The 13790-nt window shown below is 45.0% G+C and carries 11 protein-coding genes and 1 pseudogene; 6 read left to right on the forward strand and 6 right to left on the reverse strand.

The window, feature by feature from the left end:
- Positions 1-63: 63 nt before the first annotated feature.
- The 4 genes from ACED60_RS00525 to ACED60_RS00540 all read left to right on the forward strand — a co-directional run bounded on the left by ACED60_RS00525 (position 64) and on the right by ACED60_RS00540 (position 6157).
- On the forward strand, positions 64-1671 hold the full coding sequence (locus ACED60_RS00525; protein ID WP_371701086.1) for a BCCT family transporter: 1608 nt from the start codon (positions 64-66) through the stop codon (positions 1669-1671).
- Positions 1672-1942: 271 nt separating this feature from the next.
- A complete protein-coding gene (locus tag ACED60_RS00530; protein WP_371701088.1) occupies positions 1943-3745 on the forward strand; it encodes a hypothetical protein in 1803 nt (600 codons plus the stop codon).
- Positions 3742-4479, forward strand: coding sequence for a DUF3726 domain-containing protein (locus tag ACED60_RS00535; protein WP_102257620.1), 738 nt, complete (start codon positions 3742-3744; stop codon positions 4477-4479). Before ACED60_RS00530 ends, ACED60_RS00535 begins: the two co-directional genes overlap by 4 nt.
- Positions 4480-4864: 385 nt before the next feature.
- Positions 4865-6157, forward strand: a complete 1293-nt coding sequence (locus ACED60_RS00540) for an alpha/beta fold hydrolase (RefSeq protein ID WP_371726644.1) — start codon at positions 4865-4867, stop codon at positions 6155-6157.
- A gap of 178 nt (positions 6158-6335) precedes the next feature.
- On the opposite strand, the gene ACED60_RS00545 is transcribed toward ACED60_RS00540, so the two are convergent.
- The 6 genes from ACED60_RS00545 to ACED60_RS00570 all read right to left on the reverse strand — a co-directional run bounded on the left by ACED60_RS00545 (position 6336) and on the right by ACED60_RS00570 (position 11876).
- Positions 6336-6518: a hypothetical protein gene (locus tag ACED60_RS00545; RefSeq protein ID WP_017102586.1), complete on the reverse strand. Its 183-nt coding sequence runs from the start codon at positions 6516-6518 to the stop codon at positions 6336-6338.
- Positions 6519-6781: 263 nt separating this feature from the next.
- Positions 6782-7009 carry a PAS factor family protein gene (locus tag ACED60_RS00550; RefSeq protein WP_004730426.1) on the reverse strand — a complete coding sequence of 76 codons (228 nt, stop codon included), beginning with the start codon at positions 7007-7009 and terminating at the stop codon, positions 6782-6784.
- 262 nt (positions 7010-7271) lie between these two features.
- Positions 7272-9428, reverse strand: coding sequence for a c-type cytochrome (locus ACED60_RS00555; protein WP_371726645.1), 2157 nt, complete (start codon positions 9426-9428; stop codon positions 7272-7274).
- Positions 9425-10039, reverse strand: a complete 615-nt coding sequence (locus ACED60_RS00560; protein ID WP_017098968.1) for a cbb3-type cytochrome c oxidase subunit II — start codon at positions 10037-10039, stop codon at positions 9425-9427. Before ACED60_RS00560 ends, ACED60_RS00555 begins: the two co-directional genes overlap by 4 nt.
- Positions 10029-11465 carry a cytochrome-c oxidase, cbb3-type subunit I gene (gene ccoN / locus ACED60_RS00565; RefSeq protein ID WP_371726647.1) on the reverse strand — a complete coding sequence of 479 codons (1437 nt, stop codon included), beginning with the start codon at positions 11463-11465 and terminating at the stop codon, positions 10029-10031. Before ccoN ends, ACED60_RS00560 begins: the two co-directional genes overlap by 11 nt.
- A gap of 15 nt (positions 11466-11480) precedes the next feature.
- Positions 11481-11876: a cytochrome c gene (locus ACED60_RS00570; protein WP_371726648.1), complete on the reverse strand. Its 396-nt coding sequence runs from the start codon at positions 11874-11876 to the stop codon at positions 11481-11483.
- 367 nt (positions 11877-12243) lie between these two features.
- Between ACED60_RS00570 and ACED60_RS00575 the strand changes: the two genes are divergently transcribed.
- Positions 12244-12711 carry a hypothetical protein gene (locus ACED60_RS00575; protein ID WP_370736702.1) on the forward strand — a complete coding sequence of 156 codons (468 nt, stop codon included), beginning with the start codon at positions 12244-12246 and terminating at the stop codon, positions 12709-12711.
- 9 nt (positions 12712-12720) lie between these two features.
- A pseudogene (locus ACED60_RS00580) lies at positions 12721-13745 on the forward strand (diguanylate cyclase domain-containing protein).
- The last annotated feature ends 45 nt before the right edge of the window (positions 13746-13790 follow it).

A 13790-nucleotide genomic window follows, 5' to 3' on the forward strand; every position in this document is an offset into this window, starting at 1 on the left:
TAAATACACCTCTTGTAGTCATCATTAAAATGACAGCTGCAAAGAAACCTCTGGAGTCAGAGTATGTCTGATTTAACCAATAGCGTGAAATCTTCAAACGTAAATGCGGGTCAAGCACACACAGCAAGCAACAAAACAAGTAACACAAACCAGTCTGAATCGACTTCAGACAAATTAGGACTTACCAACCCAGCATTATGGTACAGCGGCGGGTTTATCGCTCTGTTCGTAACGCTTGCTTTGTTTGATGGGGAGCTACTCTCTACCCTAGTAAACACGGGCTTTGCTTGGTCTGTAAAAGTGTTCGGCCCTTATTGGCAAATGCTTCTTCTTCTGACTTTTCTTATTGGTCTTGGCCTGGCGGCAGGGCGAACAGGCAAGGTTATCCTAGGCGGCATCGCGAAACCGGAAATGGATGGCTTCCGTTGGATGGCTATCATTTTCTGTACGCTACTTGCGGGCGGCGGTGTATTTTGGGCAGCAGCAGAGCCTATCGCACACTACGTTAACCCACCACCGTTGTATGGCGCACAAGAAAACGCACAGCAAGGCGCAGTGAATGCGTTATCACAATCATTCATGCACTGGGGCTTCCTCGCATGGGCAATTGTGGGCAGCTTGACGTCTATCGTGGTAATGCACCTTCACTACGACAAAGGCTTGCCTCTTAAACCTCGTATTTTGCTTTACCCAGTTTTGGGCGAAAGAGCACTGAAAGGCCATACCGGCGCACTGATTGATGCATGTTGTATTGTCGCTGTAGCGGCGGGTACCATCGGTCCGATCGGCTTCTTGGGCTTGCAAGTCAGCTACGCTCTGAATGAACTGTTTGGTATTCCAGATGGCTTCACAACTCAGCTAATCATTATCTTGTTCGCTATCGTGCTTTACACATTGTCTGCATTAAGTGGTCTAAACCGCGGAATGCAGATGCTAAGCCGTTACAACGTAATTTTAGCAATGGCATTGATGGTTTACATCCTTATCTTTGGTCCAACGAACTTCATCTTCAATGGCTACATCCAAGGTGTAGGCAGCATGATAGATAACTTCATCCCAATGGCAACATACCGTGGTGACGAAGGTTGGTTAAGCTGGTGGACAGTGTTCTTCTGGGGTTGGTTCTTAGGTTACGGTCCAATGATGGCAATCTTTATCGCTCGTATTTCACGCGGTCGTAGTATTCGCCAATTGGTATCAACCATTAGCCTTATCGCACCGTTTGTAACTTGTTTCTGGTTCACGATTGTTGGTGGCTCTGGTCTTGCGTTCGAAATTGCGGACCCAGGCAGCGTAAGTAAAGCGTTCGAAGGCTTCAACTTACCAGGCGCGCTACTGGCGGTAACTCAGCAGTTACCTATGCCGATGCTTATTTCTATTCTGTTCTTGATCTTAACCACGATCTTCATCGTAACGACCGGTGACTCGATGACTTACACCATTAGTGTGGTAGTCAGTGGTGAGACTGAGCCTAACGCAATTATTCGTACCTTCTGGGGTGTGATGATGGGGGTAACAGCGTTGATTCTGATTTCCCTAGGTTCTGGCGGCATTTCAGCGCTGCAATCGTTCATCGTAATCACAGCGGTACCAGTGTCCATAATCTTACTGCCATCGCTCTGGAATGCGCCTCAAATCGCAATCAAGATGGCAAAAGAACAGGGTTTGTAGAAGAGCCGAGTTTATAAAAGAGCAGGGTCTGTAAAGAAAAGAGCCTGCAGAGAAAACGCTCTCTAAAAATGAAAGAGAAACAAGGTGTCAGCCTTTGAAAGAAGGCTGACACAAGATTCCGAAAGGAAGAGGAAACCCGTACTGGTGAAGATACACCGGGCGGCACGTATTTAGGTCAATCGATCTAGTCAGGACAAATAATAAGGGGTGAGTTCACTTACCCCAAATAACGTGAAAGCTAACCAACACACTGTAAAAACGAATGCTTCAAATGATGGCAACGATCGGTTCTGAATGGCTAGCAAAATCCTATAACTATAAGGTGGTGAGCAAAATGGATGCACATCGTTCTACCTACACTGAATCAGCACTACGTGACGCGACTGTCGTCATGGCACCGGAAAGGCTAGGTGCAATGCACCAAACACGTATCAGCTTCGTTAGAACTCTGATTCGTAAAATGGCCCAGCAAGAATGGAAAGTGACGAAACATGAGTGGCAATTAGACGCTCAAGGTTTTGGTCATGTTATCTATAAGCTTGCGACGCCAAACCATGTTTATCATTTGGTTGTTTTCTGCGATGAGATTGCAGATGACGAACGAAATGACCGTGTAATTGCTGAAAAGTGGGACGTAACGTTTGCACTTGTTCTTGGTGATGTTGATGTCACCCTACTTGAAAGACTTCGTGCGAATGTACCGCTTCAAGAAGCCGGCCGTAATCCTAACAATGTGCTTGTTTTAGCGCGTGCAAACAAAAGTGTACGTGTGTTTGAACATATCGTTAGTCACCTGGCTAAAGGTGTTCAACCAACGCCCAAAGAACTGGCTGAAGTAGGCTACATCCTGCGAACCACTGCCGTTTATGGTAATGGCAAATTTGGCATCGCTGATTTTAAAATCTTAGAGAAAAATGAAGATTTCAATCAGTCGTTTAGCGCTCAAATGTGTGCGGTGTATATGCTGCGTGAGTTCAGCTTAGACTGGGTTCATTACCTAGCAGAGCAACAAGGCGGTGAACAAGCGATTACCTTGCATCGAGGATTACAACGTTACCTTGGTGTTGGTAATGCAACTGGTTTAGGCATGGCGCCATACCTTATTAACCACCCTAGTATTGTCGATCAGTGGATGACGACCCGTGAACATGCATTGGCGGGCGTGTTGTCCAGTGAGACTAATACGGCGTTGATCGGGCCACTACGTACCTTAGTTAAAAAAGCGATTTGTCATTTAGAACAAGTCGTTACTATCAATGAAACACAACAAGAGCTGAACAAAGCTGCTGTTGATGATTTGAAGCACACAGAACAATCATTAGAAGCTTCTGTCAGCCTGTGCGATACATGGTCGCAGTTAGTCGAGCAATCTAAGCAAATGAGTATGGAAGCCCAAGAAATCCTTATCTCATGTTTGATGGAATTGTACCCAGAATTAGTGGACGCCCATCAAGAGCAAATGAATTGCAGCGAAACACTGTCGCTTCCTAGCGGCAAAAAGATTCAAGACCTTCTGGTTGTACTAGAAGAAAAGTACCGTTGGGCGATCACGACCGACTTTACTAAAGCAGAAAACAACTACTGGTTCTGGTATCGCTCTCAAGACAAAGAAGAGCCAAGGCTCGGAGTTCGAGGCGAAGAGTTGGGTGAAGAGCGTGAACTGCCGTTGGATATTGGCCGTCAAGCTTATCGTTTGTACCATGCTTTATTGCAATTTGCGCCTGAGCTTTCATTGGCCGAATTCCTTGTTAAACAGCCGCAACACCGTGCCATTGCGCGCCGTGTGTGGACGCTAGGTAACAAAGCGATGGGTGACATTCAAATGAATGTGCTGCATCAAGATTCGCCGCCAATGCACTTACTGCGTTGTAAGCTAGCAATGTTTGGTGCGACTAAATTTGATCCTCGCTCAGATCGTTGGGTACGAGTGACGTTTTTCCAAGGTGCGCCATTGCTTGATGAAATTCATCAGGACGAATGGGTGTTCCCACTGTTACCGAGTGAAGCGGAGATGGCTGACTCAAATCAAGTTCCTACACATATCAACGCTCAACATGGAGGTAAATCGTTATGATCGTTTCTCACAATGAACTGGTAGCGGCCGTTAATAAAGCCTTTTTGGGTATGCGTCGTACATGTGGTGAAGCCGATGTGATAGCGAACATGGTGGCAGATTTACAGATGGTTGGCTTGGATGGTGTTCGTCATTTTAATAATGCGAGCAACTTTATGGGGTTAGAAGACGATTGCCCTGTAGACATTCAAGTGCGCAGCGATAACACTGTTGAAGTCGACCTGCACAAGGCGAGCTTAGCGTGTCACCTTCCTGTGGTTATCGATTACGCCATTGAACAAATGGTCGGTAAAAAGACGCTGAAAATTGAGTTAAATAATTGCCACAACCGTTGGTTGGCGTACAGCGAGCTTGTAAAGTTAGCTGCGAAAGGTATTGCGTGCATGGCACGTTGGGATAACGGTTCTAACCCCAAGAGCACTTTGTATGTTCTTAATCGTGGTTGCGTTGCTCCGGAACTGTTTTTATCAGATTTGCCACTGGCATCGTACGAACATATCCACAATATGACCATCGAACTTTCCGTCCAGGATTTCGATATCGAACGTTTGTCAGATGGCTACCAAACACACATTGAATCAGAAGCGCTTTTTAAAACTCAAGAGAAAGCGTGGAACGATGGCATTGAGGTGGATGATGGAGAGTGGGCGGCACTGAAAGAGACCGCTACCGCAATCTTAGTTCAGAGCAGCGAACGCTCGACTCAAGGTGCCGGTGAACTGACGGCTTCATAGTCGCTCGATTTATTAGGTTCATTAGAACTAACAGGTTCGATAGATTAACGGCAAATAAGCGAGTTAGTTTATCAACACGGATAAAACCAAAGAGCTTAACGTATCCTCACCTCGTTAAGCTCTTTTTATTTGCCTCACGCTTTGGATTTTCTTTACCTCATTCATTTACTCTCTCGCTGGATCAACCTCTTCTAAACTGACTGTTTTGACACACGCTGTTACCCATTGAGAGGTAATTGAACATTTAAACGAAGCACCTTCACATTCATGTTAAACAAACGGTTTCATTTACAAGCTACTATGCGTATCTTTCTCATAAGGGTGCCAAAGGGCGCCATTTTTATTCGTACCAATGACTTTAGAATCAGATAAAAAGGAATGAAGCGTGCAAGCTAACTTTATTGATGGAACCACCCTGTATCGTCAGCACTCGTTTGAGTTGCCACTCGACTATCAAGCAAAAGATGGACAACAGATCCAAGTCTTCGCACGTGAGCTGGTTGATCTCGCTAAAGATGCGCAAGAGCTGCCGTGGTTGATCTACTTTCAAGGCGGCCCAGGTTTTCCTTCTCCACGGGTGAGCGGTCAATCTGGTTGGCTAAAGCGTGCATTACAAAACTATCGTGTTCTGCTTCTGGACCAACGTGGTACAGGCAACAGTACGGTTATCAGTCATGAAACGTTGGCGCACCTTTCTCCAGAACAACAAGTCGAGTACTTAACGCATTTCAGAGCCGACAATATCGTTCGTGACGCTGAAGCGATTCGTGAGCAGTTTGGTGTTAAACAATGGTCTACGGTTGGCCAAAGCTTTGGTGGTTTCTGTACACTGAGCTATTTGTCACTGTTCCCACAGAGCTTGCAACGTTGCTACGTGACGGGCGGCATTCCTTCTATTGAACGAGAAGCTGACGATGTTTATCGTGCGACTTACAAGCGTGTAGAAGACAAAAACAGAGCCTTCTTTGCTCAGTTCCCACAAGCACAAGCTATGTGTCGCGAGATCTCTGATTACCTGCTTAACAATGATGTGAGACTGCCAAACGGTCAGGTGTTTACAGTTGAACAGTTCCAGCTAATAGGTATTAATCTTGGTGGCGGCGAAGCAAACCTTCCAATGTATTTCACACTGGAGAGTGCGTTTGTTGAAGTGAACGGAAGCAAGCAGTTGAGCTACAGCTTCTTAAATCAAATGCAGCAAGAGCAGGGCTACCTAACGAACCCAATCTACGCTATTTTGCATGAATCGATTTACTGCCAAGGTGCAGCGTCTAACTGGTCTGCACACCGAGTACGCGAGCAGTACCCACACTTTAACTATCAATCGGGTAGCGAGTTCTGGTTTACCGGAGAAATGGTGTACCCATGGATGTTCGACCAACTAGAAACGCTTAAGCCATTACGTGAAGCGGCAAATATGTTGGCCGAGAAGTCGGACTGGGGCTCTTTGTACAACGCAGAGCAGCTGAGTAAGAATACGGTTCCAATGGCATGCGCAGTTTACGCGGATGACATGTATGTAGAGCTGGATTACAGCCGTGAAACGCTAGCGAACATTCCAAACTCAAAAGCGTGGATCACTAACGAGTATGAACACAATGGCTTGAGAGTCGATGGTGAACGAATTGTAGATAAATTAATGACGATGGTCGAAGCGTTAGAGAACCTGCCAAAATAGTCAAACTCTCTGCGTAGGTTATCTACGTTAGAGACAAGATACGCTAGAAACAAGAAAACGCTGCATCCGTGCAGCGTTTTTTTATGTCATCAAACTCTGTTTTACTCAGTATCGTATTGATTACTAAAGCGAGTAAAACAGAGAGTTTAAGAACCGGGAGGGATAGTTCCTAAACTCATTATGGTTGGATGACGATATCTTGATTTTCAGTAGTCGATAAGCTGGCGCGGTTCTGTTCGATAAGTTGAGCCGCATAAGAGGGAGTCACAGCTTGAACTTCGCCCTTGGAACGAATAGTTAGTGCTTCCCACGCATGATCACGGTATTTGCCTGTTTGTGTATATTCAATAAGTACTCTCATGATTCTTCAATCCGATGTGTGGTTAACGTGCTACTAACATTAGCGCCATTGTGGAGGTTGCACACCTGTTAAAAATGGAAAATAAGATTAACCAAATGAGAATGCGTGTAACTTGAAAAACAGACCTTATTGAACTTATCTTAACTAACAGTATTTATCGTACCTAACTGCATTCATCGTAACCAACGGTACTTATCGTAAATGGCATCCATAAAAAACGCTGCACAGTGGCAGCGTTAAAGTTGAGAGCGATTGAAGATTGCTTAGCTGTTTTCTAAGCCAACAATCTTGCGTGCAGACATCACTGCGCTATCCAAATCGGTCAATCTACCAGCACTTGCTGGACCAAGAACTGATGAATACAAAGCCAACTGCTTCTCAAATGATAAATCTAATTGGTTATATAGATTTTGGCGGATTTGAGCGTGTTGCTGTGGCTTTGCGCTCGACAGACCTTCCAATGTATCGTAGATGAGTGTAGTTGTATCCATATCTGTCCTCTGCTGCACCTTTATAAAATTTTGCGTATTATGCACCTGGTACTGTATTTGTTCTGCGAGATTGATCGCATTGTGTGCAGCTCTGCTTAATTGTGTAATCAGTTAGTTATAATTGTGTTGTGGTCTCAATCGTTGAGAGTGTCAGTTTGATAACAATTAAAAGGAGACACGCTGGTCTCCTTTTAATTGATTAAGCCGTGATAGAAGTAACGTATTGTGGCTGCTTACCGAGTAAATTGAATACGTACAGAACCTAGCGAATGTTAATGTTCTTATCTCGACTTTCGTACATTTCAGGTGTGGTGTGTAACCCTCCAGCGTAACCTGCAGCTTCAAGAGTTTCTCTTACCTCTCGAACGTGTTCTGCCGTTACTGGTTCCTCTCTATCTCCAAGGTGCAATCGCACGAAGGTGATCAACTCAGCTAACCTTTGATCCGACAGCACATCTTCAAAGCTTGCCATTGGCATGAAGTTTCTGTCTTTGTCGAGATAGGTGGGTTGTAGTCCACGGACGGTTACCGCGATGGTGTTGAATGGATCGCTGTGCATGATTATGCCGTTATTCAACAGAGTAGGGGCGATAGGGTCACGTCCCTTACCATCGTCACCATGACAGGCTCCACATGTCTGGCGATACGTGGTGTAAATGTCAGTCGCGTAAGAGTCTTCATCAAACCCTTTGGGCTGCAACGGAACGGCGTCACTGCTGATGGTGTTGTTGATGTCACCACTGAGTAGGTAATAGGACATCGACTCGATATCTTCACGCGTCATCAAGCTGAGACTGTTTTTTACTACGTCTGCCATGCCCGCAAAAGCAGTCCCTTTGTCTGAGTGACCCGTGTGTAAGAAATCGGTCAGTGTCGCTTCATCCCAACCATCGACATACAGCTCGTTGGCCGTGATATCGGGCGCATTCCAACCGTCAATCAAGTTACCTTGGAAAATACGTTCGGGTATCAGAGCTTGAGCAATGTTTCGCGGGGTATGGCACTCAGAGCAGTGTCCAAGGCCAGCCACCCAATATTTCCCTTGCTGCCATTTCTCAACGTTTTCGACTTCCGTTTTAAGCTCTTCGGGCACTTGATAGTCAATCGGGTCGGTATCCATGAACACAATGTTCCACCCGAGCAGACCTAGACGTATATTCGATGGGAACATCATGCTGTTGTCGTCATTGCGGCGCGGCACCGCGGTGATTGACTGCATGTATTTCCACAAGTCGACCATGTCTTGGTCGGTGAGGTATTGATAAGAGGTGTACGGCATAGCAGGGTATAGATAACCGTTCTTACCCTTGCCGGCGACTAATGCAGCTCGGAAGTCCTCAAAGTCGTAAGTCCCAATACCTTCCGTTGTGTGTGGCGTAATATTGGTTGAATAAACGGTACCAAAAGGGGTCACAAAAGGCAGCCCACCAGCAAAAGGTTCGCCACCTTCGGCACTATGACACGCAACGCAGTCACCGGCATAAGCGAGATATTCACCACGTTCAACAGACTGAGCTTCTAGATTCGCGAGTCTTTGCTGTTGCTCTGAGCCCGCGTGTCGAATGTAAGCACCCAGTGCGAGTATCTCGTTTTCCGTAAGCTGTTTATCAAACGCAGGCATCAGGTTGTTCAAGCCTTTGTTGATAGTGTGCTGAATCTCTTCAATACTGCCGCCATGCAGCCAAATATCGTCGGAAAGATCAGGGACGCCGATCGCCGGATTCGCGATAGAACCATCGGCGTGACAAGATGAACAATATTTTGCAAACAGCTCTTTGCCGACTTTGACTTTCACCTCTGGAACATCGGTATGGCGTTGATTGAGCGAAGCTAAGTAGTAAGAAACCTTAGCCACTTCATCGGGGCGCATTATCTCGCTCCAACCCGGCATCGCGCCATTTCGCCCTTTGGCGATCGAATGAATGATCGCTTCATCACTACCACCATATAGCCATTCTTGGTCAATAAGGTTAGGGAAGTGTTTCTGACCTTGAGCGTTGTCGCGGTGACAAGCCGCGCAGTGAGTTTGGAACAAGATTTGTCCGCTGTTTACTATTTCGGGTATGCCAGACAATCCTTCGAGGGTGGTTTCCGTTGTTTGAGAGAATTGCTCGTTTAACGTTGTGCTGGGTGAGCTGAGTTTGTCGTCACTTTGCTTCCAATCGACTAACCCTTCCCATTCACCAAGCCCGGGGTAGAGCACCAAATAGCCAGCAGACAATAGAAAGGCAATAGCATAGCTAATGAAGAGTAGTTTTGGCGGTGGCGCATCCTTTTCTTCAATGCCATCAAAAGTGCCAAGGGTGTGGTCTTGATATGCTTGGTGATTGCTACGCCAATATTTAACGACAACAGACACCATAAGAACGAAGAAGATTAAGGTTAAAATTACCGCCCATAGATTCCAAAATGCACTCATTGTGATACCTCCTGTGACGTATCTTTACCAAGGCTTTGTAGATAGCGGATCAGAGCTTCACCTTTGGTTTTTCCTCTTACTTGTAATCTGGCGTCACCTATTTCTTGGTCAGTATAAGGAACGCCAAGTATGCGGAGGGTTTCCATTTTGTCGCTTATGTCGTCGCCTGACAGAGTCTGTTCAAATAACCAAGGGTAGGCGGGCATGATCGATGTCGGTACGACTTTTCGAGGGTCAATTAAGTGAATAGCATGCCACTGGTCAGAATACTTTCTCCCTAAATTAGTGAGGTCCGGACCCGTGCGCTTAGAACCCCACAAGTTAGGAAATTCATAGATGTCGTCTGCTTCTTTGTTCGGACGACCATTACGTTTTACTTCTGGTTCTAGAGGGCGAACCATTTGGGTGTGACACACATGACAGCCTTCACTGATGTAAATGTCTCGTCCTGCTAACTCAAGAGGTGTGAGTGGCATCGCTAAGCTGCCTTTGGCAATGTCATCTCCGCGGACAATGCTAGGCACTACCCAAACCAACAGAGAGAAGGAAGCGACGACAACGGTGGTCAAAATTAAAATGACGATTGAATGTGTAAAGTCTTTACTCATCATTTAAGCCCCCCTCATTAACGGCGTGTTTAGCGTTATGTACTACTGGCATACGAACGGTTTTAAATAAGTTAAATGCCATTAGGAATAAACCCAGAACAAACAGTGCACCACCAAAGAATCGTAAGAACAACCAAGGTGCTTTAAAGTCCATAGCCTCTACAAAGCTGTATATCAGTTCGCCATTTTCATTTTGAGCGAGCCACATATAACCTTCACCGATACCCGCGACCCAAAGCGCAATCGCATAAATGGCGACGCCAGCATGGGCAAGCCAGAAGTGCCACTTAATCAGTCGTCGTGACCAAAGATCGGTCTGGCCCCACAAGCGCGGAATAAAGTAGTAAAAAACTGCTATCCCTGACATTCCCACCCATCCGAGTGCTGCGGAATGTACGTGGCCGATTATCCATTCGGTGTTGTGTGCCACCATGTTGAACCAGCGAATCGCAAGTAGCGGGCCTTCGAATGTTGCCAAGCAGTAGTAAAGAATCGCTGAGAAAAAGAACAAAAGAATGTAGTCGGACTTCAGCTTTTCTTTGTTTTGTAGAAGGGTCATTGCGCTATTGAAAGCACCCGCCCAGGAAGGGAGCCACAGGATCAATGACATCACGATCCCGATGTTCTGAATCCAGATGGGAACGGAAGAGTAGACTAAGTGGTGCGTGCCGGCCCACGTGTAAAAGCCGACCAAGCCCCAGAAATGGATCACAGACAAACGGTATGAGTAGATAGGTCGGTCCGCCGCTTTAGGTATGAAATAGTAGTTCATACCAATCACACCAGCGGTCAGTAAGAAACCAACGGCATTATGTCCCCACCACCATTGAACAATCGCATCTTGAGCTCCTGCGAATACAGAGTAGGACTTCATGGCAGAGACAGGCATCGCAAGATTGTTCACGATGAAAATCATGGCAACAACGATAATGAAAGCAGCAAAAAACCAGTTAGCCACGAAGATGTGGCTCACCTTACGCTTGGCTAGGGTGCCAAAGAACAACACTGCATAGAGCACCCAAACAAGTACAATCATTAAGTCGATTGGCCATTCAAGTTCCGCATACTCTTTTGAGCTGGTGTGGCCTGCGGGTAAGGAGATGACCGCGAGCAGTAGAATAAGTTGCCATCCCCCAAAGACCATCCACGACAGGCTTTTATTGAACAGCTCACAATGGCCAGTTCGTTGGGCAATATAGAGTGAAGTCCCCATTAGAATATTCACCACAAACCCATAAATAACGCCTGAGGTATGCAGAGGGCGAAGACGACCAAATTGGAAATATTGAGAATCGAAATTGAGCACAGGCCAATACAATTGAGCGGCGAGGATCACGCCGATGATCATCCCCACAATCGCCCAGATTAAAGAGGCGATGATAAAGTACTTCACGACCTTGATGCTGTACTGCGTTGTCACTTGTTCCATAACAAGGCTCCTTGCCTACAGTTTTGAATTGCTGTCTGTTTTTGAGTCGCTAACTGAACTTGAATCCTTGCCGAGCATTGAATAGAAGTAGGAGATATCTCGGATGTCTTGATCTGAAAGTGTGTCGGCTTGTTGTTGCATGAGAATCGCTAAACCACTGGTTCTTTCCCTTGTCTGATAATCTTTCAGTGAAGAGATGAGGTATCCGACTTTTTGACCGCGAAGGTTCGGGTAAGGGTCTTGTGTTGAGATACCATCAACGCCATGACAGGTCATACACACCTTGGCTTTTTGTTTTCCTAACTCGAACTGCTCGTTGTTAGATTCTGCGTAAACTGGATTCATGACAGACGTCATTAGCAGAATGGAAAGTGCGGTTATGGGGTTAAACTTTTGCTTATTTAATCTCATTACGTATTCCCTTATTGAAGAAAAGAGCGAGTGCTTGATGACCCTCAGAAAACACTCACCTTGGTGTAAAGGTTATGCATGCATAAGCGTTCTCGCTACTTACTGACTCATATTTATTGTCAATTTTGTTAGTCAGTACGTATTCAGTGGCAGGATTGGATTACTCATTGCCTTTAAAAAGCAGGGATTACTTGTATGAACGCTAATTAAAGTTTTATTTAGATAAGGGGAAGGTGTTGTTCGCACCTGGTTATAGGAATGGAACATTATTTGAGAAAGATTCGAACTGCATCATTGAGAAAATAGGCAATGTCTAAGCAAGTCAAATGACCAATATGAACTAGACTCAAATTAGTGACCTTTTAAAATGGAGTTTAAAATGAGAGCTGCACTTCTGTTTATACTTTCACTGTGTTCATTTTCTATTTTTGCAGCATCGGAACTGACAATATTCGATCACTTAGGGCAAAAGCATCAATTCAGTCGAGAACAACTGTTATTGCTTCCTCAAAAAGAAATCACCACGTCATTACCTTGGCTGGATGGAGAATTGGTTTATAGTGGTGTGGCCTTACAAACGGTGCTTGAAACTATGGATTTACCCATGGCCTCGCAGGTAACTTTTGTTGCACTAAACGATTATAAAATAGTGGTGCCCAAAGAAGACTTTGACGACTACCAGCCGATCATTGCGATTAAACAGAATGGCCAATTTATGTCAGTCAGAGAAAAAGGTCCGTACTGGTTGATATATCCACTTTCTTCGACTCCAGACATTGATAACACTGACTTCCATGCCAAGATGATCTGGCAGATACGCGATATTCATTTGTAAGGACTTAGTATGAAAAAGCTGTTGTCATTGACTGCAATTAAAGTCGTCGTGTTATCTTTAGCGGCAGTGGTACTCACCATTAATATCTACAGTGTGACCCGCATTAACGATATCAATAAGAGTTTTTCCACCCGACAAAATGAGGCAACGTGGTTCGTTTTTCAATTGGTGAAAGAATACGCCAATTTCTTGATGGTAAGCCGTTCTGAAACTATTGATTATGATGAGTTATGGTTAGCGTACGATATTACGTGGAGCCGTTTTGACATATTAATTAACAGTACTGAGTCCTCCAATTTCATCAAGTCAGCAAACTTTAAACCTTATTTTAGTGCGGAATTTGATAAATTTAAGAGCTTGGAATCCTCAATTAAACTGGTCAGTCAAGGGTTGTTGCCCAAGGAATCTCTGCAGAAAAAGTCGATATTTGCTACCACACACTCGTCGATTTTATTAATGACAAGTTTCGATTACAAAGCCCTGTGATTGAAGAAAACACCTCAATGGTTGATAACTTGGTTACCGTTCATCGGATCAGTAGCGTTTTTCTTGTTGGCATCTTGTTATTGACTGGGATTATTTTTTATATGGACTTTTCTATTAAAAGAAAGCTCTACTCTACGGATTTTATTACAGGATTTCGCAATCGAATTTCGTTGATGAAATTTGTTAAGAATAGCTACTCGAAGGACAAAAACTTTGATCTCTATTTTGTCCGAATCAGAAATCTTACCGAGATTAATCAAAAATATGGCCTTGAATATGGGGACCTTGTGGTGAGCTCGGCTGCTAAGTCTTTGACCACCAAGATCCCTGAAAGCACCATTTCATTCCGTAGCAGTGGAAGCCAGTTCTTATTCTTCATTCCTGATCATTTGTACGCGAGTGACGAAATTCAGGACAAGTTTAACGATGTGCTTAGTGATTACATCTCTGCAGGTAACTTAGAATTGATGATTGACGCCGTAGTGAGGCACAAGAAGAACATAAGCTCTAAAGACATGATGGAGCTGTTGACCTCGATGCAAGGCTAAGCTTCTACAAGGTTTGGTCGTGGTTATTAAGTAGTCATGCTTTCG

The organism is Vibrio sp. 1F279 (assembly GCF_041439815.1).
Classification (GTDB): Bacteria; Pseudomonadota; Gammaproteobacteria; order Enterobacterales; family Vibrionaceae; genus Vibrio; species Vibrio tasmaniensis_A.